The following is a 22,892-nucleotide window of genomic DNA, read 5'->3' on the forward strand; positions in this document are numbered from 1 at the left end:
TCTTCCGCTTGCCGCAAGACCCCTCGTCCGCCTGCCGGCATCTTCTCCGGGGAGAAGGTGGCCCGAAGGGTCGGATGAGGGGAATTGCGATATGACTGCCGTTGTCGACCCCATCCATGACATAGCCGGCCCGTGGCGATTGTTCCAGTTTCGTTGAAAATGTTTATTTCCATCTGATGGGATTGATTTCCATTTTATGATTGCGCGCAGGAACAGATGCGCTACCTTCATTCTCAAGAGACGGAGGAAATCCCATGGCTAAAATGCGTGCTGTCGATGCAGCGGTCCTGGTTCTGGAGAAGGAAGGCATCGATTGTGCCTTCGGCGTTCCGGGCGCTGCGATCAATCCCTTCTATTCGGCGCTGAAGGCGCGCGGCACGGTCCGCCACGTGCTCGCCCGCCACGTCGAGGGCGCAAGCCACATGGCCGAGGGTTATACAAGGGCCCGCGCCGGCAATATCGGCCTGTGCATCGGCACGTCGGGCCCGGCCGGCACCGACATGATCACCGGCCTCTATTCGGCCTCCGCCGATTCGATCCCGATCCTGTGCATCACCGGCCAGGCGCCGCGCGCCCGCCTCGACAAGGAGGACTTCCAGGCGGTCGATATCGCCAAGATCGCCGCGCCCGTCACAAAATGGGCCGTCACCGTCATGGAGCCGGGCCTCGTCCCCTATGTCTTCCAGAAGGCGTTCCACACGATGCGCTCCGGCCGTCCCGGCCCGGTGCTGATCGACCTGCCGATCGACGTCCAGCTCGCCGAGATCGAGTTCGACATCGACGCCTATGCCTCGCTCGAACCCTACAAGCCGGCCGCCACCCGGGCCCAGGCCGAAAAGGCCCTCGCCATGCTGAACGCAGCCGAGCGTCCGCTGATCGTCGCCGGCGGCGGCATCATCAACGCGGATGCCTCGGACCTCCTGGTCGAGTTCGCCGAGATCACCGGCGTTCCCGTCATCCCGACGCTGATGGGCTGGGGCACGATCCCGGACGACCACCGGCTGATGGCCGGCATGTGCGGCCTGCAGACCTCGCACCGCTACGGCAACGCGACGCTGCTCGCCTCCGACTTCGTCCTCGGCGTCGGCAACCGCTGGGCCAACCGCCACACCGGCAATATCCCGACCTATACGGAAGGCCGCACCTTCGTCCATGTCGATATCGAACCGACCCAGATCGGCCGCGTCTTCACGCCGGATTTCGGCATCGTCTCGGATGCCGGCGCCGCGCTGAAGATGTTCCTCGACGTCGCGACCGAATGGAAGGTCGCCGGCAAGCTGCGCGACTGGTCGGCCTGGGCCGAGGAGTGCCAGGAGCGCAAGCGCACCATGCTGCGCAAGACCCATTTCGACCACACGCCGCTGAAGCCGCAGCGCGTCTACGAGGAGATGAACAAGGCCTTTGCCCGCGACACCTGCTACGTCTCGACCATCGGTCTTTCCCAGATCGCCGGCGCGCAGTTCCTGCATGTCTACAAGCCGCGCAACTGGATCAACTGCGGCCAGGCCGGCCCGCTCGGCTGGACGCTGCCCGCCGCGCTCGGCGTGCGCGCCGCCGATCCCGATCGCCCGATCGTCGCCCTGTCCGGCGACTATGACTTCCAGTTCCTCATCGAGGAGCTGGCGGTCGGCGCCCAGCACAAGCTGCCCTATCTGCATGTGGTCGTGAACAATTCCTATCTCGGCCTCATCCGCCAGGCCCAGCGCGGCTTCAACATGGACTTCGAGGTCTCGCTCGCCTTCGACAACATCAATGCATCGGGCGATTCGGAAGCCGGCTATGGTGTCGACCACGTCGCCGTCGCCGAAGGCCTCGGCTGCAAGGCGATCCGCGTGCGCAGCCCGAACGAGTTCCAGGAAGCCTTCAACACCGCGCAGGCGCTGATGAAGGAGCACCAGGTCCCCGTCGTCATCGAGTTCATCCTCGAGCGCGTCACCAACATCGCCATGGGCGCCGACATCAATGCCGTCGTCGAATTCGAGGACCTGGCCGAACGCGGCGAAGACGCCCCGACGGCGACGCTGGCCCTCCTGGACTGAGACGAAGAGAGGAAAACACCATGCCGAAATTCGCGGCCAACCTGACCATGCTCTTCAACGAGGCGCCGTTCCTCGAGCGCTTCGCGCTGGCCGCCAAGGCCGGCTTCGAAGGGGTGGAATATCTCTTCCCCTACGATTTCGACAAGGAGGCGCTGCGTGCCGCGCTCGATCTCAATGGCCTGACGCAGGTGCTGCACAACCTGCCGGCCGGCAACTGGGCCGGCGGCGAGCGCGGCATCGCGGTCCTGCCGGACCGGGTCGACGAGTTCCGCCGCGGCGTGGCCTCGGCGATCGACTATGCGACGGCGCTCGGCTGCAGGCAGGTCAACTGCCTGTCGGGCATCGCCCCGGTCGGCGTTCCGGACGAGGTGCTGCGCACCACCTTCGTCGCCAACCTGAAGCTGGCGGCTGGCGAGCTCGGCAAGCATGGAATCCGGCTTCTGATCGAGCCGATCAACCGCTTCGACATTCCGGGCTTCTACCTCAACACCCCGGACCAGGCGGCCTCCATCATCGCCGAGGTGGGCAGCGACAACCTGTTCATCCAGTACGACCTCTACCACCAGCAGCGCACCGAGGGCGAGCTGATCGGCACGTTCAGGAAGCACCAGGCGCAGATCGCCCATGTGCAGCTTGCCGACAATCCGGGCCGGGGCGAACCGGGCACCGGCGAGATCGCCTGGCCCTTCGTATTCAAGACGCTCGACGCGCTCGGCTACGACGGCTGGATCGGCTGCGAATACAAGCCGCGCACCACGACGCAGGAAGGCCTCGGCTGGCTGGCCGAAGTCGGCCGCTGAAGACACAACACATTCAAAGCTGAAAGTCTGGGAGTTCAGATCATGGCAAATATCGGTTTCATCGGCCTCGGCATCATGGGCACCCCCATGGCGCGTCACCTTCAGGACGCCGGCCACACGGTGATCACCTCAAAATTCGCAATCCCGCCGCGTCAGGAACTCATCGACAACGGCCTGAAGATCGTCGATAGCCCGAAGGTGCTGGCCGAGACCGTCGACACGATCATCCTCATGCTGCCCGATACGCCCGAGGTCGAAGACGTGCTCTTCGGCGAGAACGGCGTCTCCTACGGTCTTGCGGCCGGCAAGCTCGTCATCGACATGAGCTCGATCTCGCCGATCGCCACCAAGGAATTTGCCAGGAAGATCCGTGCGACAGGTGCCGAATATGTCGATGGCCCGGTCTCGGGCGGCGAGGTCGGCGCCAGGAACGCCTCGCTCTCCATCATGGCCGGCGGCTCGCAGGAAAGCTTCGACCGGGCGCTGCCGCTCTTCCAGCTGATGGGCAAGAACATCACCCTCGTCGGCGATTGCGGCGACGGCCAGGTGACGAAGGTCGCCAACCAGATCATCGTCGCGCTGACCATCGAGGCGGTGTCCGAAGCCCTCGTCTTCGCCTCGAAGGCCGGCGCCGATCCGGCGCGCGTGCGCGCCGCGCTGATGGGCGGCTTTGCCTCCTCGCGCATTCTCGAAGTGCACGGCGAGCGCATGGTCAAGCGCACCTTCGATCCGGGCTTCCGCATCTCGCTGCACCAGAAGGACCTGAACCTCGCGCTGCAGGGCGCCAAGGCGCTCGGCGTCGCCCTGCCCAACACCGCGTCCACGCAGGAACTCTTCAACCAGTGCGCCGCCCATGGCGAGGCCGGCCTCGATCACTCAGGTCTCGTCAAGGCGCTGGAGCGCATGGCGAACCACGCCGTCGCATGACGGCCTGGCCGGGCGGGGAGGGGAGCCCCGCCCGGCTACCCCTTCCGGAGGCGGCGGCGCGGCCCCTCATCCCCCGCCGCGGCTCTTTTTCATCGGGAGGTGCTGGCGGGCGGGTGAGGGGCTGTGCTTAATTGCCGGGCCCGAAGCGCCGCGCGTCCCGCGAACGGCGACGGCCACTGTAGAATTTTGAATCTGCTGCCGGAATCCCTCGTTTCGAGGCCCGGCGCAGCGTGACCCGGAGGAACCCATGCCGCCCATCGCCGATCCGCGCGCCTTTCTCGAACATCTCTTTTCCGTCGCGGTCTCCGCCGCCGATCCGGACAAGGTGCTGGCCGCCAACCTGCCGGAAAAGCCGAAGGGCCGCACGGTGGTGATCGGCGCCGGCAAGGGCGCGGCGCAGATGGCGCGCGCCTTCGAGCGCCTCTGGGACGGCCCGCTCACCGGCGTCGTCGTCACGCGCTACGGCTATGCCGTCGCCTGCGAGCGCATCGAGATCCTGGAGGCCGCCCATCCGGTGCCGGATGACAGCGGGCTCCTCGCCTCCGGCCGGCTGATGGCCGCCGTGCGGGGCCTCACGGAGGACGACCTCGTCGTCGCCCTCGTCTGTGGTGGCGGTTCGGCCCTGCTGCCGGCGCCGGCCGGCGACCTGACGCTTGCCGACGAGATCGCCGTCAACAAGGCGCTGCTCGCCTCCGGCGCGCCGATCAGCGCCATGAACGCCGTGCGCAAGCAGGTCTCGCGCATCAAGGGCGGCCGGCTTGCCGCGCTTGCTCATCCGGCCCGCGTCGTCTCGCTCGTCGTCTCCGACATTCCCGGCGACAATCCCGCCCTCGTCGCCTCCGGCCCGACCATCGCGGACGAGACCACCCGCGCGGATGCCCTGCGCCTCATCGAGCGCTACCGCCTCGACCTGCCCGAAGCCGTGATGCGCCACATCCGCGACGGCAAGGACGAGCCGCCGCTGCCGTCCGATGCCGCCTTCGCCCGCAATGCGGTCAAGCTCGTTGCCTCCGCCGCCGTCTCGCTGGAGGCCGCCGCCGAAGCGGCGCGCGCGGCGGGCGTCGAGGCCGTCATCCTTTCCGACGCCATCGAGGGCGAGGCGGCCGAGGTCGGCCGCGTGCATGCGGCGATCGCCGCCGAGGTGGTGCGTCGCGACCGGCCTTTCCGCAAGCCCGTCGTCGTGCTGTCGGGCGGCGAGACGACCGTGACGATCAGGGGCAAGGGCAAGGGCGGGCGCAACGGCGAGTTCCTCCTGTCCCTCGCCTGCGGCATCGATGGCCTGCCGGGTCTCTTTGCGCTTGCCGCCGACACGGACGGGATCGACGGTTCGGAGGACAATGCCGGCGCCTTCGCCGACGGGACCACCGTCGCGCGCCTCGCCGACCAGGGCAAGGATGCCGCCGAATTCCTCGGCCGCAACGACAGCTGGACCGCCTTCGACGCGCTCGGCGACCTCTTCGTGCCCGGCCCGACCGGTACCAATGTCAACGATTTCCGGGCCATTCTCATCCAGTAGGGTTGGGAGAATCCGGCTAAATACATGGCCGGGAGTGATCCGCTACCCTTTGCCATCGGGAAAGCCCCTCATCCGGCTGCCGCCACCTTCTCCCCGCAAGCGGGGAGAAGGGGATGTCGGGCCGGTTTCCCGCAGGCGATGTTCTTCAGAAATCAAGGAAAGCTTTGCCTCCTGCTCCTTCTCCCCGCTTGCGGGGAGAAGGTCGCGGCAGCGGGATGAGGGGCGGCTGTGAACACGCTAGCGGTTGGCCATCGAGGCCATGCGCTGCGGGTAGCGTCCGCCGGCCACCTTGGCCGGCGACAGGAGGTCGCCGAGGCGGGCGGCTTCCTCCGGCGTCAGGACGATAGCTGCGGCGGCGGCGTTCTGCTCCAGGTGCGGCACCTTGCTGGCGCCGGGGATGGGCACGATGAAATCGCCCTGCGCCAGCACCCAGGCAAGCGCGAGCTGCGCCGGGGCGACGCCCTTTTCCGCCGCCATCTCCTCCAGGAGGGCGACCAGCGCGAGGTTGGCGTCGAAATTCTCCGCGGCGAAGCGCGGCAGCGAGCGGCGGAAATCGTCGTCGGCAAGGCCGTCCAGCTTCTTCAGCGCGCCGGTGAGCACGCCGCGGCCGAGCGGGCTGAAGGGCACGAAGCCGATGCCGAGCGTGCGGCAGGTCTCCAGCACGCCGTTTTCCTCGACGTCACGGGTCCACAGCGAATATTCGCTCTGCACGGCGGCGATCGGGTGCACGGCATGGGCCTTGCGGATCGTCTCGCTGCCGGCTTCCGAAAGGCCGAGCGCCTTCACCTTGCCCGCGCGCACCAGCTCCGACATGGCGCCCACCGTCTCCTCGATCGGCACGTCCGGGTCGACGCGGTGCTGGTAGTAGAGGTCGATGACCTCGATGCCGAGCCGCTTCAGCGCGGCCTCGGCAACGGCCCTGACGTTTTCCGGCCGGCTGTCCGTGCCCGTGATCATCTCGGCCGAGGGTTTGGCGGGATCGATGCGGAAGCCGAACTTGGTGGCGATCACCACCTTGTCGCGCACCGGCTTCAGCGCCTTGCCGAGGAGGATCTCGTTCCTGTAGGGGCCGTAGACCTCGGCCGTGTCGAACAGGGTGATGCCGAGATCGACGGCGCGGTGCAGCGTGTCGATGGCCGCCGTCTCGTCGCTGGAGGGGCCGTAGGCATGGCTCATGCCCATGCAGCCGAGGCCGAGGGCGGAAACGTCGAGGATACCGAGCTGTCTGTGTTTCATGGCGAAATCCTTCTTCTGTGGACCCCGGGAGGCAGGTCCGCGCGGCCGGGCGGCGAACGGTCCGCCGTCATCCGGGCAAGGCCAATCTAGGACGCGGCGCCTCATCGGAAAATTGCTGCAAAAGCCAACGGCTTGTTCTATCTGTTGGAACAATGAACCGGACCCAGCTTTCCCAGCTCGCCGTGCTCGCCATCGTCGCGGAGACGCGCAGCTTTCGCAAGGCCGCGGGCGAACTCGGCATCGCGCCCTCCGCCGTCAGCCATGCGGTCTCGGCGCTGGAGGCGAGCCTCGGCGTACGCCTCATCGCGCGCACCACCCGCTCCGTGGCGCCGACCGAGGAGGGGCGCCTGCTGCTCGACACGCTGGCGCCGGCGCTTTCCGACATCGGTTCGGCCATGGAGGCGCTTGCCGACCGGCAGGGCCGCCCCGCCGGTCCGCTGCGCGTCACCATGCCGCTGATCGCCGCCGAGGACATCGTCATGCCGCGGCTCGGCGCCTTCCTCGCCGCCTATCCGGAGATCGAGCTGGACCTTCGGACCGACGACCGCTTCGAGGACATCGTCGAGAAGGGTTTCGATGCCGGGCTGCGGCTTGGCGAACATCTGGAGGCGGACATGATCGCGGTCCGGGCGAGCGGCCCCTGGCGCGGCCTCATCGTCGGCGCGCCGGCCTATTTCGAGAGTCATCCGAAACCCCTCCAGCCGCGCGACCTCATGCAGCACCGCTGCATCCGGCGGCGCTTTTCCAGCGGGCGGATCTATCGCTGGGAGCTGGAAAAGGACGGGCGGCTGGTGACGGTCGACGTCGCCGGCCCGCTGATCGTCTCCGACCAGCGGCTGATGCGCGCGGCCGCGATGGACGGCGCGGGCCTTGCCTATGTCTTCGACCAGCGCGTCGACGAGGATATCGAGGCCGGCCGGCTCGTCCCGGTGCTGGAAGACTGGTGCCCGGCCTTCGACGGCTTTTCGATCTACTATCCCTCGCGCCGGCAGATGCGCCCGGCGCTGCGCGCCTTCGTCGATTTCTTCCGGTTCCGCGGCTGACCCGGGCTCAACGGAACTGTGTCAGGTTTTCAGCCGGTAGCGGATATGCCCGTCGGCCTCGACATAGCTGTCGTAGAGCTTGCGGGCGCGCGCATTGTCCTGGCGGGTGTGCCAGTAGATGCCGCGCCAGCCGTTGCGCCTGGAAATGGTGACGAGGTCGTCGATCAGCGCCCGGCCGATGCCCCTGCCGCGCGTGCCCTCGTCGACGAACATGTCCTCGAGATAGCCTTCCGGTGCGATGCCCCAGGTGGAATCGTGGTAGTGATGGATGGCAAAGCCCAGCACCGTCCCGTCCTCCTCGGCAAGCCGCATCGAGACGCGCGAGCCGGGATCCAGGATGCGTGCCCAGGTGAAGGCGGTCACCTCCTCCGGCACGTCGGTCTCGTAGAAGGCGAGGTAGCCGGCCCAGAGCTTTCTCCAGGCCGCCTCGTCACCCTCCAGCGCATCGCGGATGGTGATGGCCATGGCTCACGCCCCCGCCGTGTCGAGCGCGGCCATCTGCTCCGCGCTCAGCGTGAGGGCTGCCGCCTTCATCAGGCTTGCGAGCTGGCCGAGGCTGGTCGCGCTGGCGATCGGCGCGGTGACCGCAGGCTTGGCCATCAGCCAGGCGAGCGCGATTTCGGCCGGCGTCGCGCCGGTCTCGGCGGCCACCTTGTCGAGGGCGGCGAGGATGCGCAGGCCCTTGTCGTCGAGATAGCGCACGACGCCCTCGCCGCGGGCCTTGCCCTCGGTGTCCGCCTTCGTGCGGTACTTGCCGGTCAGGAAGCCGGAGGCGAGGCTGTAATAGGTGATGACGCCGAGGTCCTCCTTCCGGCAGAGGTCGGCCAGCGCGCCCTCGAAACCGGCGCGGTCATAGAGATTGTATTCCGGCTGCAGCGCGCCGTAGCGCGGCAGGCCGGCCTTGTCGGCGGCCTCGAAGGAGGCCTGCAACTGGCCGGCATCGAGGTTCGAGGCGCCGAAGGCGCGCACCTTGCCGGCCTTCACGAGGCCTGCATGGGCCTCCAGCGTCTCCTCGTAGGGCGTCTGCGGATCCGGCCAGTGCGAGAGATAGAGGTCGATATGATCGGTCTGGAGTCGCTTCAGCGAGTTCTCGACCGCCTCGACGATCCAGCGCCTGCGCAGGTCCCGGCGTCCCTGGCCCATGTCGGAGCCGACCTTGGTGATGACCACCACCCTGTCGCGGGCGATGCCGGAGCGCTTCAGCCACTTGCCGATGATCGTCTCGGATTCGCCGCCCTGGTTGCCCGGCGCCCAGCGCGAATAGACGTCGGCCGTGTCGATGGCGTTGAAGCCGGCGCCGGTGAAGGCGTCGAGCAGGTCGAAGGAGGTCTTCTCGTCGGCCGTCCAGCCGAAGACATTGCCGCCGAAGACGAGGGGGGCGATCGAAAGGCCGGTCTTGCCGAGGGCGCGAAACTGCATGGGGTCCTCCAAGGGGTTCGTGCTGAAAAAGCTTCCTGCAACATAGGGCGCGGCCGGCGCCTTTGCACGCCGTGGATCCGACTTTTTGCCGGCCGCCGCGCTTGCGAGGAACGTACCTCGCGACGAAAGCGCGTCGCGATCTTTCAGCTTCGCTCCTCGCGCTTTAGGTCGTTGATTTTTCGCATGTCGTTGCCGCAAAACCGCTGCACACTTTTGCGCGACATGCTTTAGTCTCCTGTCGCAATCAGGGAGAGATCACCATGCTGCGTTTCGGAATCCTGTCGACGGCCAAGATCGGCCGCGAACTCGTCGTGCCGGCCATCCAGGACGCGGAAAACTGCGTCATCACCGCCATTGCCAGCCGTGACCTCGCCAAGGCCCGCGCCATGGCCGACCGCTTCTCGGTGCCGCATGCCTTCGGCTCCTACGAGGAGATGCTGGCCTCGGACACGATCGACGCCGTCTATATCCCGCTGCCGACGTCCCAGCATGTGGAGTGGTCGATCAAGGCGGCGGATGCGGGAAAACATGTGCTGTGCGAAAAGCCGATCGCGCTCAAGGCCGGGGAGATCGACGCGCTGATCGCCGCGCGCGACCGCAACGGGGTGCTGATCTCGGAAGCCTTCATGGTCACCTACAGCCCCGTCTGGCGCAAGGTCCGCGCGCTGCTTGCCGAAGGCGCGATCGGCCGGCTGCGCCATGTGCAGGGCGCCTTCACCTATTTCAACCGCGACCCCGGCAACATGCGCAACGTGCCGGCGCTCGGCGGCGGCGGCCTGCCCGACATCGGCGTCTACCCGACCATCACCACGCGCTTTTCCACCGGCAAGGAGCCGGTCCGCGTGCAGGCGAGCACGGAGCGCGACCCGGAATTCGGCACGGACATCTATTCGAGCGTGCGCGCCGATTTCGGCGACTTCGAGCTCTCCTTCTACGTCTCCACCCAGCTCGCCCAGCGCCAGGTCATGGTCTTCCACGGCGACAGGGGCTTCATCGAGGTGAAGTCGCCCTTCAATGCCGATCGCTACGGGGCGGAGGAGATCGAGCTCACCAACCAGAGCCACAGCGAAAGCCAGCTCTTCCGCTTCCAGGATGCCCGCCAGTACAGGCGCGAGGCCGAAGCCTTCACCCGGGCGGCGCTCGGAGGGGACGAGGAGGTCGTATCGCTGGAAAACTCGCGCCTCAACCAGAGGCTCATCGACGCCATCTACCGCGCCAGCGAGAAGGACGGCTGGGAGCCGGTCTGAGGCAGGAGGCATCCATCTCAGCCCCGGAAACGGCGCGGCGGCCCCGCTCTTCCCTTCTCCCCGCCGGGGAGAAGGGGCAAGAGGCAACGCCTCGTTTCACACGGGCCTCCGCTGCCTGGAGGGCGGAGGCGCAATGCCGGATCAGGCGGCCGGCTGCTTCGTCTTGCGCAGGTAGGGCAGGACGGTGTCGAAGGCGCCGAAGCGGGTGATGGCGTCCTCGTTGGAGACGGCGGCGGTGATGATCACGTCTTCGCCCTGCTGCCAGTTGGCGGGCGTCGCCACCTGGTGTTTGCTGGTGAGCTGGATCGAATCGATCGCGCGCAGGATCTCCGCGAAGTTGCGGCCCGTCGTCATCGGGTAGGTGAGGATCAGCTTGATCTTCTTGTCCGGGCCGATGACGAAGACGGAGCGCACGGTGGCATTGTCGGCGGGCGTGCGGCCTTCCGACGTGTCGCCGGCGGCGGCCGGCAGCATGTCATAGAGCTTCGCCACCTTCAGGTCCTTGTCGCCGATCAGCGGGTACTCGACGTCGAAGCCCGTGGCGGTGCGGATGTCGTCCTTCCACTTGGCGTGGCTGTCGACCGGATCGACCGAGATGCCGATGATCTTCACGCCGCGCTTGCGGAACTCGCCCTCGACGCCGGCCATGGCGCCGAGCTCGGTGGTGCAGACCGGGGTGAAGTTCTTGGGGTGCGAGAAGAGCACCGCCCAGCCGTCGCCGATAAAGTCGTGGAAGCTGACCGGGCCGATGGTGGTCTCGGCGGTGAAGTCCGGAGCGATGTCGTTGATGCGCAGGCTCATGGGATCGTCCTCTCTTTCATGCGGGGATCGCAGGATAGCCCCCGCGAAAATATGTCCGAGGCGGTAGATAGAACGAAAAAAACGCCTTGCCTATAGCGGCCCGCCGTCGCCTGCCGTCCGCGCGGAAGCGCATCTTTGCGCCCTTTGCGCCGGCGGGATGAAGGCTTTCGGCGGCTTGCGGATGACGCGCCAAACCGTTCCGCGAAGCCGGCGGGAAATGGAAGGGGATTTCTTTTGACCGGAAGGGCAAATTTCCGGCCCCGGCGCCATTCCGGCAAGGGAGCGCCGCGGTTTGCGCCCGAACCGTCTACTTGCCGATCCCGGCGCGCCCGCTCGTCAGGTCCGCGATCATCCGGCCGATCTCCTCCGCCTTTTCCGCCGGCACGCGGAAGGCAAGGCGCGCGCCCCGCGCGTGAAAGGTCTCCTCGTCCATCACGAGGCCGGCAAGGGCGGAAAGCCGCGCCTTGACCAGCGCGAGATCGGAAAAGCCGAGCGAGACCGACAGCGCGACGCGCTCGACATATTCGGTCTTGGCGGCGGCGCGCAGGCAGGCGGCCGCCGTCCCGCCATAGGCGCGGATGAGCCCGCCGCTGCCGAGCAGGATGCCGCCGAACCAGCGGGTGACGACGACGAGCGTGCGGTCGAGCGCCTGGCCGTCGATCGCCTGCAGGATCGGCTTTCCGGCCGTGCCGCTCGGCTCGCCGTCGTCGCTGAAGCGGTAGGTCTGGCCGATGCGCAGGGCCCAGCAATTGTGGTTGGCCGCGGGGTCCGAGACCTCGGCCAGCCGGGCCTTCGCCTCGGCTTCGCTCTCGACGGGGCAGGCGATCGCGCGGAACCGGCTCTTGCGGATTTCCTCTTCGAACAGCTCTGTCTGGTCCAGCGTGTACAAGGCGTCTTCCCGGTGGCGTCGGGCTGCCTCGTACTCCCTCGGCGCGGTGCGTTTCAAGGGCGGAATAGAGCACCAATTCTATAGACTATTGACAGGTGCCACGATTCCGCCATGATGTTGACCGGGACGTTAAACGGAACGGGAGCCTACCGCATGATCTATCTCGGCGGCGTGACGCTTGGTTACTTCAACCTCTACCCGGTCGGCTTCCAGCCGAAGGACGAGCAATCCGCAAGCGACGACACGGCCGGCCGCGCGACGGAAGACAGGCTGCCGCTCGAGGGCAGCCGGCTCTCCTCCTCCCGCCGCCCGGTCCAGTGGCCGCTGCACGTCTTCTTCTGAGGCAGGACAGTCTCTGCTACAGGAAATCATCGATGATTTCCTGTGGTCGGGCAAAGGCAGCGGGACATGACCGCTCCGCCATCGTGCCGGAGCTGGGGGTCAGGGAAGCGCCGCGCAGGTGCCGGCCTTGGCCGGCAGTCCGCCGCCGGCGATGAGCGCGGCAAGCTGGGGCCGGTCGCCGTCGGCGGTCGGCTGGATGTTGAGCGGCTCCGTCGCCGGCCACCAGTCGCCGCCCGCCCAATAGGCCCAGCCGGTCCAGACCGCGCTTTCCTTGCCGACCAGCGCGGTCATACGGGCGAGCCCGTCGAGGCAGGCCTTGTCCGCCGCGCCGCCGAACTCGCCGAGGAAGCCGCGCTTGTTGTTGCGCTTCAGCCAGTCGGTGAAGCGCTCCAGCGCGGCCACGGCGTCGTCCGCCCGCGTGCAGGTGTCCGCCTTGCCGGAAAAATCGGCGTCGAGATACTGGTGCACCTCGTAGGCGTGGTTGTCGGCGGGGTCCTCGATGCCGAGCATGACGGTGCCGTTGGCGCCGCCCTCCCGCTCCTCTTCCCAGCTGTGCGCCCCCGTCCAGATCGTGCCGGGCACGAGCACGAGGTTCTTCGCGCCCGCATCGCGGATCGCCGCGATCGCCGCATTGGCGGAGGCGAGCCACTGCGGGGCGGATACGTCGTGCGGCTCGTTCATCAGGCCGAATTGCACGCCGCCGTCGTTCTTGTAGTCCTCGGCGAGCCGGCGCCAGAAATCGGCGAAGGCGCTGTCGGGCACCTCGGCCGAGCCGACCTGCTTGTCACCGTAATAGGCGTAGTTGTGCGGGTCGAGGATGACGGTCATGCCGGCGCCGCGCAGCGCCTTGACGGTGTCGGTGAGCCGCTTGCGCTCCGCCCTGTCGAAGCCGCGGTTCAGCCGCGGCTGCAGCCGTTCCCATTTGAAGGGGAGGCGCACGGCATTGAAACCCTTGCCGGCGAAATAGGCGATCGTTTCGGCGGACGGATAGGTATAGTCCTTGCCGAAGGTGCCGCGCCCCTCGCCGAATTCGGCGCCGGCGAGGTTCACGCCGCTGAGGCATGCCGCGCTCGCCTGAACGGGAAGAATCAGGGCCGCCATGGCCGCCACCAGTCGAAAGCGCGCCGCCGCGCCGGATAGGGATTGCACGCCTGCCTCCGTTCCGGCCGGGCGCCGGTTGGTTCCGTGGGGTATCGCACCCCGTGCTTGGGAGCCGATCAAGACGCACACGATCTTAAGGCGGTGTTAAGGCGGCCCGTCTTTTCGTGGAATGAATTGAGAGAATACGACGTCCCGGTGCCGTTTCGGCCTGCATCCGCCCAGGCATGCGGCCCGGGCGATTCCACTCCGCTGCAAAATGTTCTAGAGGCGGAGGGCCGTCCGATGGATCGGCCGGCCCCGACAACAGGTTCCTTCCATGCCCGCTCCCGAGACGTCCGCTCCCCTTTCCTCCGGCAAGCGCCATCCGCTGCGTGTTCTCCTGTCGCTCGTCAGCGACGAGAAGGGCCGCGTGATGCGGGCGGTCGCCTCGTCGGTCATCAACAAGATCTTCGACGTCATGCCGGAGATCCTGATCGGCATCGCGCTCGACGTGGTGGTGCGCGGCAAGGATTCCTTCGTGGCGCAGGTCGGCATCACCGATCCCGTGCACCAGCTCACCCTGCTCGGCATCGCCACCTTCCTCATCTGGTTCGGCGAATCGCTGTTTGAATATTTCTACCAGATCCTCTGGCGGGGCCTGGCGCAGGACGTGCAGCATCGCCTGCGCATCCTCTGTTACGACCACGCCCAGCACCTGCCGACGAGCTTCTACGAGGAGAACCGCTCCGGCGACCTCGTCGCCGTGCTGAACGACGACATCAACCAGCTGGAGCGTTTCCTCGACCGCGGTGCGAACGAGCTGATCCAGACCTTTTCCGCCGTCATCCTCGTCGGTGCGGTGTTCTTCATCGTCAGCCCGCTGATCGCCGTCATCGCCTTCACGCCGGTGCCGGCGATCATCGCCGGCGCCTTCTGGTTCCAGCGCCGGGCGCAGGCGCGCTACGATGCGGTGCGGGCGCGGGCCGGCGGGCTCGGCGCGCGGCTCACCACCAACCTGCAGGGCCTCCAGACCATCCGCGCCTTCGGGGCGGAGGCGCGCGAGACGGCGGCGCTGACGGCGGAAAGCCGCGGCTATGTCGAGGCGAACCGGGCGGCGATCCGCGTCTCCTCCGCCTTCATCCCGATCATCCGCATGGCGATCCTGTCCGGCTTCCTCGCCACCTTCCTGATCGGCGGCTGGCTGACGCTGAACGGTGAGATGCAGGTCGGCGCCTATGGCCTGCTCGTCTTCCTCACCCAGCGCCTGCTCTGGCCGATGACCGGCCTTGCCGAGATCGCCGACCTCTACGAGCGCGCCATGGCCTCGACGCGCCGCATCCTGCGCCTGCTCGACGAGCCGCGCGGCGAACCGCACGGCACGCACGAGGCAAAGGTCTCCGGCCGCTTCGAGGTCGACGGCGTCACCTTCCGCTATGCGACGAGCCCCGGCGGCGTCACCGACATCAACCTCGCCATCAAGGCGGGCGAGACGGTCGCCCTCGTCGGGCCCACGGGCAGCGGCAAGTCGACGCTGATCAAGCTGCTCGGCCTCTTCATCCGCCCGCAGAAGGGCCGCATCCTCCTCGACGGCGTGCCGCTCGCCGACTGGTCCGGCGAATGTCTGCGCAAGAGCATGGCCTGGGTGCCGCAGGAGGTGACGCTGTTTTCCGGCTCGATCGCCGACAACATCGCCTATGGCCGGCCCGGCGCGAGCCGCGAGGAGGTCGAGGCCGCCGCGCGCATGGCGGAGGCCGACGGCTTCATTCGCGACCTTCCGGACGGCTACGAAAGCCAGATCGGCGAATACGGCCAGAAGCTCTCGGGCGGCCAGCGCCAGCGCATCGCGCTCGCCCGCGCGCTGCTGATCGATCCGGCGATCCTCATCCTCGACGAGGCGACGAGCGCCGTCGACAACGAGACGGAGGCGGCGATCCAGCGCTCGCTCGCCAGGATGAAGGGCAAGCGCACGGTCATCCTCGTCGCGCACCGGCTGAGCACGGTGGTGCATGCCGACGCCATCCATGTGATGGAGGCGGGCCGGGTGATCCAGTCGGGCTCGCACGGCGCGCTTGTGGAGCGGCCGGGGCTTTATCGCAATCTCTGGAACATCCAGACGGGACATGCGGAGATCGCGGAGGCGTAGGGGTTCCTCATTTCGCTGCTGGGACTTTCTTTCCGAAGTCCGAAGGGCAATCGCAGATAGGATTCGACGTTGCCGGTGTTCCCTTCTCCCCGCGGGGAGAAGGGGTATGTCGCACGGGTTTCCCGAAACAATGCCCTTGGGAAGGAAGCTTTGCTCCTCGATCCCTTCTCCCCGCCTGCGGGGAGAAGGTGCCGGCAGGCGGATGAGGGGCCGTTCGCTGCCCTCAGTGCGCCTCGTCCCAATTGTGCGCCGCCCGTGCATCCACCTTCAACGGCACCTTCATCGCGAGCGCCGGCAGGGAGGCGTTTTCCATCACGCCGATGATGACGGGGATCGCCTTTTCCACCTCGCCGTCCTCGACCTCGAAGATCAGTTCGTCATGCACCTGCAGCAGCATGCGGGCGGAAAGGCCGGCGGCGGTGAGCGCCGGCTCCATCTTGACCATGGCGCGGCGGATGATGTCGGCGGCCGAGCCCTGGATCGGGGCGTTGATCGCGGCGCGTTCGTTGAAGGCGCGCACCGAGGGATTGGACGACTTGATCTCCGGGTAATGCGCGCGGCGGCCGAAGATGGTTTCGACATAACCGTTCTCGCGGGCGAAGGCCTTGGTCTGGTCCATGTAGTCCTTGATGCCCGGGAAGCGCTCGAAATATTTCTTGATGTAGTCGCCGGCCTCCGAGCGCTCGATGGAGAGCTGGTTGGCAAGGCCGAAGGCCGAGATGCCGTAGATGATGCCGAAATTGATCGCCTTGGCGCGGCGGCGGACCTCCGGGGGCATGCCGTCCACCGGGACGCCGAACATTTCGGACGCCGTCATGGCGTGGATGTCGATGCCGTCGGCAAAGGCCTGTTTCAGCTGCGGGATGTCGGCGACATGGGCGAGCACGCGCAGTTCGATCTGGCTGTAGTCGGCCGAGACCAGCTTGTGGCCGGGCGTCGAGATGAAGGCCGTGCGGATCTTGCGGCCTTCCGCCGTGCGCACCGGGATGTTCTGCAGGTTCGGATCGGAGGAGGAGAGGCGGCCGGTCGTCGTGGCGGCGAGCGCGTAGGACGTGTGCACGCGCTTCGTGTCGGGATGCACGAAGCCGGGCAGGGCGTCCGTGTAGGTGGATTTCAGCTTGGTGAGCTGGCGCCAGTCGACGATCTTGCGCGGCAGCGGAATGCCCTGGGCGGCGAGGTCCTCCAGCACCTGTGCGGAGGTCGACCACTGGCCGGTCTTCGTCTTGGAGGCGCCGGGCAGGCCCATCTTGCCGAACAGGATGTCGCCGAGCTGTTTCGGCGAGCCGATGTTGAAGCGTTCGCCGGCAAGGTCGTAGATCTCCTCCTCAAGGCCGGCGGCGCCCTGCGCGAGTTCGCCGGAAAGGCGGGACAGCACCTGGCGGTCGATGGTGATGCCGCGCTCCTCCATGCGGGCGAGCACCGGCACCAGCGGGCGCTCCAGCCGCTCGTAGACGGTGGTCATGCGGTTGGCGGCGAGCCGCGGCTTCAAGACGTGCCAGAGGCGCAGCGTCACGTCGGCGTCTTCCGCCGCATAGGCCGTGGCGCGGGAAATATCCACCATGTCGAAGGTCTGCGCGCCCTTGCCCGAGCCGGCGACGTCCTTGTAGGAAATCGGCTTGTGGCCGAGCCAGCGTTCGGAGAGCGTGTCCATGCCGTGCGTGCCGGCACCCGCGTCGAGCGCGTAGGACATCAGCATCGTATCGTCGAAACCCTGAACGGTGATGCCGTGGCGGCGCATGACGAGGTAATCGTATTTGAGGTTCTGCGCGACCTTCAGGACGGAAGGGTCCTCCAGCAGGCTTTTCAGCCGTTCCAGCGCCGGCCGGATCGGGATCTGCCCCTCGGCAAGGCCGCCGCCGAGCAGGTCGCCGACGCCGTTCTTGTGGTTGAGCGGCACGTAGCAGGCGCGGATGACGGTGCCCGTCGGGTCCTTGGCATTGTCGGCGATCGCAAGGGAGAAGCCGCAAAGCTCCGCCTGCATGGCGTCGAGCGAGGTCGTCTCGGTGTCGAAGCCGACGAGGCCGGTCTCGCGCGCGGCGGCGATCCAGCGGTCCAGCGTCTCGATATCCCGCACGGTCTCGTAGCCGGCATGGTCGATGGGCGCGGCCGAAAAGCGTTCGGCGCGGGCCCTGGCGAGCGCCGAGGGCGTGTCGCCATCCACGCCGGCGGTGGGCAGCAGCGTCGCGGCGGCCTCGGCCGCCGTCTCCTTGCCGTCGAGCACGAGGGTGGGGCCGGCGACGTCGCCCTTGTCGAGGTCCGGGCCATGCGCCTCGGCGCCCCATTCGACCGGCACGTCCGCCGGCGCGATGGCGCCCGCGTCGCAATCGCAGGCTTCGGCGACACGGCGCGTCAGCGTGGTGAATTCCATCGCCTTCAGGAAGGCGATCAGCCGCGGCCCGTCCTGCGGATGCAGGATCAGGTCGTCGAGCGGCGTGTCGAGCGGCGTATCGGTCTTCAGTGTCACGAGCTGGCGGGAGAGCAGCACGAGCTCGCGGTTGGCGATGATGTTCTCGCGGCGCTTGACCTGCTTGATCTCCTCGGCGCGGGCAAGCAGCGTGTCGAGGTCGCCATATTCCTCGAGGAGCTGCGCGGCGGTCTTCGGGCCGATGCCGGGAACGCCCGGGATGTTGTCGGTCGAATCGCCGGTCAGCGACTGGAGGTCGATCATCTTTGCCGGCGGCACACCCCATTTCTCGACGACTTCCGGAATGGAGATCTGCTTGTCCTTCATGCCGTCATACATTGAGACGTTCTCAGTCACGAGCTGCATGAGGTCCTTGTCGGAGGAGACGATGGTGACATCCGCGCCGTCCGCCTCCGCAAGGCGGGCATAGGTGGCGATCAGGTCGTCGGCCTCAAAGCCTTCCTTCTCGATGCAGGGCAGGTTGAAGGCGCGCGTCGCGTGGCGGATAAGGCCGAACTGCGGGATCAGGTCCTCGGGCGGTGCCGTGCGGTTCGCCTTGTAGAGGTCGTAGAGGTCGTTGCGGAAGGTCTTCGAGGAATAGTCGAAGATGACCGCGAAATGGGTCGGCGTCACGCCCACATCGGTGTTGCGCGCATCCTTCAGGAGCTTCCACAGCATGTTGCAGAAACCCGAGACGGCATTGACCGGCAGCCCGTCCGATTTGCGGTTGAGCGGCGGGATGGCGTGGAAGGCGCGGAAGATGAAGCCGGAGCCGTCGACGAGGAAGAGATGATCACCTTTTTTCATGGGGTGAATGGATAGCGCGGGCGGCTTTCCGCGTCCATCTTTCATTGCGGGCAAACAGGCCTTTCCAGGGGCCGGGAAGCCTCACACGAACGTTACCGATTTGTAATTTTCCCGGGCGCTTGAAACCCTTGAAAAGCCACATTCGAACCCACAGATATTGTTCATCGGCACCTGATCAAAGCCGTTGTCTGGCACCCGGCCTGTCCCCCGCCGCGCCAGACAAAGGACAAAGGCCTCATCCCCCTCTCCGGGCCTTTGTCCATCATTCGAAGAAGCCGCCGCGACAAGCCTCCTGTCGTCGGCGGCTTCTCGTTTCTGGGGCCGCGTCGCTGAATGGGGCGAGTGCAGGGAGAAAGGCTGGGAGCTCTCCCGCTCGCCAAAGCATCGCCTGCGATCCATTGTCTTCCGCCCAAAACCGGCTTAGCTTTCGCTTCATGGAATTTGACCGGAAGGAGTCGGCAGCGTACCTCGCCAATCTCCTGGCGAAGGCGGCGTCCCGCGCCCTTCAGGCGCGGGCGGACGGGGCCGGTTTCGCGCCCGGCCAGTTCCCGGTCCTCCTGGAGCTGTGGAGCGGCGACGGCCTCACCCAGCGCGAGCTTCTCGACCGGCTCGACATCGAACAGGCGACCATGGCCAGCACGCTCGCCCGCATGCAGCGCGACGGGCTCATCTCCCGCCGGCGCCACCCGAAGGACAGGCGGGCCCAGCTCGTCTTCCTGACGAGCCGCGGCAAGGCGCTGCGCGAGACCGCGATGGCGGCGGCCTTGGCCACCGAGGACGCGCTCTTCCGGGGCTTCCGGCGCTTCGAGCGGGAGCTGCTCCTGGAGTATATGCGCATGGTGCTCGCCAATCTCGGCCGCGATCCGCGCCTCTGATCGTCATACGATTTGCCCTGACCGAGCCGATCGGTCTAATGTCGCGCCGAAATTCATTTGATTTGCTGCATGTTGCACCGCAAGAGCGCGCCCGCACCATGTCCTGGGGGTTCATCCATGACCAACATCCTGCCCGTTCTCGATCGCGCCAGCGCCGGCGTTCCGGCCAGCCTCGAACGCCTGTTCGAGCTGGTGCGCATCAAGTCCATCTCCACCGATCCGGCCTTCAAGGCGGAGTGCCGGCGGGCGGCCGAATGGCTGGTCAAGGAGCTGCGCTCGCTCGGCTTCGATGCGACGGTGCGCGACACGCCCGGCCATCCGATGGTGGTCGCCCATCACGACGGCGCGAAGCCCGATGCGCCGCATGTGCTCTTCTACGGCCACTACGACGTCCAGCCGGTCGACCCGCTGAACCTGTGGGACCACGATCCCTTCGAGCCAGCGGTGCGCGATGCCGGCAAGGGCCGGCGCATCATCACCGGCCGCGGCACGTCGGACGACAAGGGCCAGCTCCTGACCTTCGTGGAAGCCTGCCGCGCCTACAAGGAAACGGCGGGCAGCCTGCCCTGCCGCGTCACCATCCTCTTCGAGGGCGAGGAGGAATCCGGCTCGCCCTCGCTCAAGCCGTTCCTCGAGGCCAATGCTGCCGAGCTGACGGCCGATTTCGCCCTCGTCTGCGATACCAGCATGTGGGATGCCGACACGCCGGCCATCTCCGCGGGCCTGCGCGGCCTCGTCGGCGAGGAGATCGTCATCAAGGCGGCCGACCGGGACCTGCATTCGGGCTATTTCGGCGGGGCTGCGGCAAACCCGATCCATATCCTGTCGAATATCCTCGCCGGCCTGCACGACGAGACCGGCCGCGTGACGCTCGACGGCTTCTATGACGGCGTCGAGGAAACGCCGAGCCAGATCAAGGCGGCGTGGGAAACGCTCGGCAAGACGGCCGAGAGCTTCCTCGGCGAGATCGGCCTGTCGATCCCCTCGGGGGAAAAGGGCCGCTCCGTGCTGGAGCTCACCTGGGCGCGCCCGACCGCCGAGGTCAACGGCATCACTGGCGGCTATACGGGCGAGGGCTTCAAGACGGTGATCGCCGCCGAAGCCTCGGCAAAGGTCTCCTTCCGCCTCGTCGGCAAGCAGGATCCGGCGAAGATCCGCGATGCGTTCCGCGCCTATGTGCGGGCGCGCGTCCCGGCGGACTGCTCGGTGACGTTCCATGCCCATGGCGGCTCGCCGGCCATCCAGCTTCCCTACGATTCCGCGCTGCTCGGCAAGGCGAAGAGCGCGCTGTCGGACGAATGGCCGAAGCCCGCCGTCGTCATCGGCATGGGCGGCTCCATCCCGATCGTTGGCGATTTCCAGAAGATGCTCGGCATGGAATCCTTGCTTGTCGGCTTTGCGCTGTCGGACGACCGCATCCATTCGCCGAACGAGAAATACGAGTTGCGCTCCTTCGAAAAGGGCATCCGCTCGTGGGTGCGCATTCTTTCGGCGCTCGCGGCGCGCTGACACAGATGTGATGACATGGGAGGCCAGCATTAACCGGACGGAACGGAAATGCTGGTTTCCTCAAAAGACAAGGACCGCGCGCGGACAGGCGACGACGGCCCGGACATGGGGAAAGGGTGAGAATGGCGTCAGGAAAGATTGCGAGAACACCTCGCTGCCCGGGCTGTGGGGCGCCGGCAGCAGGGGGGAAGGCGGGATGAAGCGGCTGAAAAAGTTCTTCTGGCCGCTCGTCAGCACCGCCGCGATCATCCTGTCGGTCTATATCCTCTACAAGGATCTCCGCGGCCTGTCGCTCGACGAGTTCATGGCGAGCCTCCATGCCATTCCGGTCTCCGGCTGGCTGCTGGCCTGCGGCGCCACGCTCGTCGCCTATGCGGCGCTCGCCGCCTACGACCACCTGGCGCTCGAGCATCTCGGCCATCGCATCTCGCTGTGGTTCATCACCATCACCTCCTTCACCACCTATGCGCTGTCGCACAATATCGGCGCCTCGGTGTTCTCCGGCGCGCTGGTGCGCTACCGCGCCTATACGTCGAAGGGGCTGACCGGATCGGAGGTGGGCGTCCTCGTCGCCTTCTGCTCCTTCACCTTCGCGCTCGGCACGGTCATGCTGTTCGGCCTGGTGCTGGTGCTGGAGCCGGAGATCGTCGGGCGGTTCGCCGAATTCCTGCCGATCGAGGCGGCGTTCTCGACCGGTGTCTTCATCCTGGCGCTGGTCGTGCTCTACGTGGTGGGCAGTCTCGTCGGCTTCCGGCCGATCAATACGCGCTGGCTGAAGCTGGAATATCCCAAGCCCTCGTTGGTCTTCCGCCAGCTCATCATCGCGCCGATCGAGCTGATCGGCGCGGCGGCGATCATCTATTTCGTGCTGCCGGCGGAGGGCAATCCGGGCTTCTTCGTCGTGCTCGGCATCTTCCTCGCCTCCTTCTCGGTGGCGCTGCTGTCCCATGCGCCGGGCGGCATCGGCGTCCTGGAGCTCGTCTTCATCGCCGGCCTGCCGGACATGGATCCGGCGGCGGTGCTGGCCGCGCTCGCCGTCTTCCGGCTGTTCTACCTGATCATCCCCTTCATCATGGCGCTGGTGGTCATCCTCGTCTTCGAGCGGCAGCGTTTCCTCAGCCGGCTGGGCAACGGCGAGGACTGAGGCGATGGAGAAGTTCGGTTCATCCTGCATTCAGTCGAATTGTTTCATGCTGTCATCCGTCTTGATCACTGTGAAACAGTGACAATCCAAGGGAGACCGACATGAAGACAACGATCAAGGGCGGCATTGCCGCTGCCATGGCCGTCGCCATGTTCGCCACGACATTCGTATCCGCACCGGCCTTTGCCGTGCCGATGCCGAAGGTCGGCGCTTCTCAGGCGAGCGATGTCCAGCAGGTCCAGTGGCGCGAGCGCCGCGGCTGGCACAATGGCCATCGCGGCTATCGCTACGAACGTCGCGGCTATCGCCGCCATTCGGATGGCTGGTGGTATCCGCTGGCCGCCTTCGGTGCGGGTGCGATCATCGGCGGCGCGATCGCCAATGACGGCTATGCCCGGCCGCGCTACGAGGGCATCAATCCGCGCCACACCGAATGGTGCTATGCGCGCTACCGCTCGTACCGGGCCTACGACAACACGTTCCAGCCCAACTATGGCGGCCGCCGCGAGTGCCTCTCGCCTTACTATTGAGCAAGGTAAACGTGCCTGAACGGTCTGCGCCGGCAACGACGCAGGACCGGAACGCGATATCCCGGGCGGCCCGCAAGGCCGCCCGATCTTCTCTCAAATCCCCCTCAAACTGTCGCCTGCGCGTTCACCGCTTCTTAACGA

The 22,892-nt window shown here is 66.8% G+C and carries 19 protein-coding genes; 12 read left to right on the forward strand and 7 right to left on the reverse strand.

All coding sequences use genetic code 11. The annotated features are described in order from the left end of the window. Nucleotides 1–254 precede the first annotated feature (254 nt). The 4 genes from gcl to AABQ55_RS02920 all read left to right on the forward strand — a co-directional run bounded on the left by gcl (nucleotide 255) and on the right by AABQ55_RS02920 (nucleotide 5,282). A complete protein-coding gene (gene gcl / locus AABQ55_RS02905; RefSeq protein ID WP_244770433.1) occupies nucleotides 255–2,039 on the forward strand; it encodes a glyoxylate carboligase in 1,785 nt (594 codons plus the stop codon). Between the two features lie 20 nt (nucleotides 2,040–2,059). Then, nucleotides 2,060–2,839, forward strand: coding sequence for a hydroxypyruvate isomerase (gene hyi, locus AABQ55_RS02910; RefSeq protein WP_272807197.1), 780 nt, complete (start codon nucleotides 2,060–2,062; stop codon nucleotides 2,837–2,839). A gap of 42 nt (nucleotides 2,840–2,881) precedes the next feature. Further along, complete coding sequence (locus tag AABQ55_RS02915; RefSeq protein ID WP_272807198.1) at nucleotides 2,882–3,766, forward strand: 2-hydroxy-3-oxopropionate reductase; 885 nt, start codon at nucleotides 2,882–2,884, stop codon at nucleotides 3,764–3,766. Between the two features lie 247 nt (nucleotides 3,767–4,013). Beyond that, nucleotides 4,014–5,282, forward strand: coding sequence for a glycerate kinase type-2 family protein (locus AABQ55_RS02920; RefSeq protein WP_272807199.1), 1,269 nt, complete (start codon nucleotides 4,014–4,016; stop codon nucleotides 5,280–5,282). Between the two features lie 237 nt (nucleotides 5,283–5,519). Here AABQ55_RS02920 and AABQ55_RS02925 read toward each other — a convergent pair whose 3' ends face one another. Then, nucleotides 5,520–6,518 carry an aldo/keto reductase gene (locus tag AABQ55_RS02925; RefSeq protein ID WP_272807200.1) on the reverse strand — a complete coding sequence of 333 codons (999 nt, stop codon included), beginning with the start codon at nucleotides 6,516–6,518 and terminating at the stop codon, nucleotides 5,520–5,522. Nucleotides 6,519–6,670: 152 nt separating this feature from the next. Here AABQ55_RS02925 and AABQ55_RS02930 point away from each other — a divergent pair, with 152 nt between their 5' ends. Beyond that, a complete protein-coding gene (locus tag AABQ55_RS02930) occupies nucleotides 6,671–7,561 on the forward strand; it encodes a LysR family transcriptional regulator (RefSeq protein WP_272807201.1) in 891 nt (296 codons plus the stop codon). A 21-nt stretch (nucleotides 7,562–7,582) separates the two neighbouring features. On the opposite strand, the gene AABQ55_RS02935 is transcribed toward AABQ55_RS02930, so the two are convergent. Together AABQ55_RS02935 and AABQ55_RS02940 are read right to left on the reverse strand one after the other, a co-directional pair. Continuing rightward, complete coding sequence (locus AABQ55_RS02935; protein ID WP_133035507.1) at nucleotides 7,583–8,026, reverse strand: GNAT family N-acetyltransferase; 444 nt, start codon at nucleotides 8,024–8,026, stop codon at nucleotides 7,583–7,585. A gap of 3 nt (nucleotides 8,027–8,029) precedes the next feature. Then, nucleotides 8,030–8,980 carry an aldo/keto reductase gene (locus tag AABQ55_RS02940; protein WP_272807202.1) on the reverse strand — a complete coding sequence of 317 codons (951 nt, stop codon included), beginning with the start codon at nucleotides 8,978–8,980 and terminating at the stop codon, nucleotides 8,030–8,032. Between the two features lie 260 nt (nucleotides 8,981–9,240). On the opposite strand from AABQ55_RS02940, the gene AABQ55_RS02945 reads away from it, so the two are divergent. Beyond that, on the forward strand, nucleotides 9,241–10,227 hold the full coding sequence (locus tag AABQ55_RS02945) for a Gfo/Idh/MocA family protein (RefSeq protein ID WP_272807203.1): 987 nt from the start codon (nucleotides 9,241–9,243) through the stop codon (nucleotides 10,225–10,227). A gap of 141 nt (nucleotides 10,228–10,368) precedes the next feature. Here the strand turns inward: AABQ55_RS02945 and AABQ55_RS02950 are convergent, their stop codons facing one another. Then, complete coding sequence (locus AABQ55_RS02950; RefSeq protein ID WP_272807204.1) at nucleotides 10,369–11,028, reverse strand: peroxiredoxin; 660 nt, start codon at nucleotides 11,026–11,028, stop codon at nucleotides 10,369–10,371. Nucleotides 11,029–11,335: 307 nt separating this feature from the next. Next, nucleotides 11,336–11,917: an IMPACT family protein gene (locus AABQ55_RS02955; RefSeq protein WP_244770424.1), complete on the reverse strand. Its 582-nt coding sequence runs from the start codon at nucleotides 11,915–11,917 to the stop codon at nucleotides 11,336–11,338. A gap of 153 nt (nucleotides 11,918–12,070) precedes the next feature. Between AABQ55_RS02955 and AABQ55_RS02960 the strand changes: the two genes are divergently transcribed. Beyond that, nucleotides 12,071–12,259, forward strand: a complete 189-nt coding sequence (locus tag AABQ55_RS02960) for a hypothetical protein (RefSeq protein ID WP_244770423.1) — start codon at nucleotides 12,071–12,073, stop codon at nucleotides 12,257–12,259. Nucleotides 12,260–12,358: 99 nt separating this feature from the next. On the opposite strand, the gene AABQ55_RS02965 is transcribed toward AABQ55_RS02960, so the two are convergent. Further along, a complete protein-coding gene (locus tag AABQ55_RS02965) occupies nucleotides 12,359–13,360 on the reverse strand; it encodes a glycoside hydrolase family 5 protein (protein WP_443021165.1) in 1,002 nt (333 codons plus the stop codon). A gap of 316 nt (nucleotides 13,361–13,676) precedes the next feature. Between AABQ55_RS02965 and AABQ55_RS02970 the strand changes: the two genes are divergently transcribed. Beyond that, nucleotides 13,677–15,482 carry an ABC transporter ATP-binding protein gene (locus AABQ55_RS02970; RefSeq protein WP_272807206.1) on the forward strand — a complete coding sequence of 602 codons (1,806 nt, stop codon included), beginning with the start codon at nucleotides 13,677–13,679 and terminating at the stop codon, nucleotides 15,480–15,482. A 223-nt stretch (nucleotides 15,483–15,705) separates the two neighbouring features. Here the strand turns inward: AABQ55_RS02970 and polA are convergent, their stop codons facing one another. After that, entirely contained in the window at nucleotides 15,706–18,693 is a 2,988-nt protein-coding gene (gene polA / locus AABQ55_RS02975; protein ID WP_272807207.1) for a DNA polymerase I, read from the reverse strand. A gap of 434 nt (nucleotides 18,694–19,127) precedes the next feature. Between polA and AABQ55_RS02980 the strand changes: the two genes are divergently transcribed. The 4 genes from AABQ55_RS02980 to AABQ55_RS02995 all read left to right on the forward strand — a co-directional run bounded on the left by AABQ55_RS02980 (nucleotide 19,128) and on the right by AABQ55_RS02995 (nucleotide 22,751). Further along, nucleotides 19,128–19,568 carry a MarR family winged helix-turn-helix transcriptional regulator gene (locus AABQ55_RS02980; RefSeq protein WP_244770419.1) on the forward strand — a complete coding sequence of 147 codons (441 nt, stop codon included), beginning with the start codon at nucleotides 19,128–19,130 and terminating at the stop codon, nucleotides 19,566–19,568. 117 nt (nucleotides 19,569–19,685) lie between these two features. Next, entirely contained in the window at nucleotides 19,686–21,077 is a 1,392-nt protein-coding gene (locus AABQ55_RS02985) for a dipeptidase (protein WP_244770418.1), read from the forward strand. Between the two features lie 196 nt (nucleotides 21,078–21,273). Then, the gene (locus AABQ55_RS02990) at nucleotides 21,274–22,221 is read left to right on the forward strand and encodes a lysylphosphatidylglycerol synthase domain-containing protein (protein ID WP_244770417.1); all 948 of its coding nucleotides are present in this window, start codon (nucleotides 21,274–21,276) and stop codon (nucleotides 22,219–22,221) included. A gap of 101 nt (nucleotides 22,222–22,322) precedes the next feature. After that, nucleotides 22,323–22,751 (forward strand): BA14K family protein, encoded by a 429-nt coding sequence (locus AABQ55_RS02995; protein WP_398432458.1) that lies wholly within the window; start codon nucleotides 22,323–22,325, stop codon nucleotides 22,749–22,751. The last annotated feature ends 141 nt before the right edge of the window (nucleotides 22,752–22,892 follow it).

The sequence above is a fragment of the Shinella sp. WSD5-1 genome (genome assembly GCF_963942435.1).
Lineage (GTDB): Bacteria > Pseudomonadota > Alphaproteobacteria > Rhizobiales > Rhizobiaceae > Shinella > Shinella yambaruensis.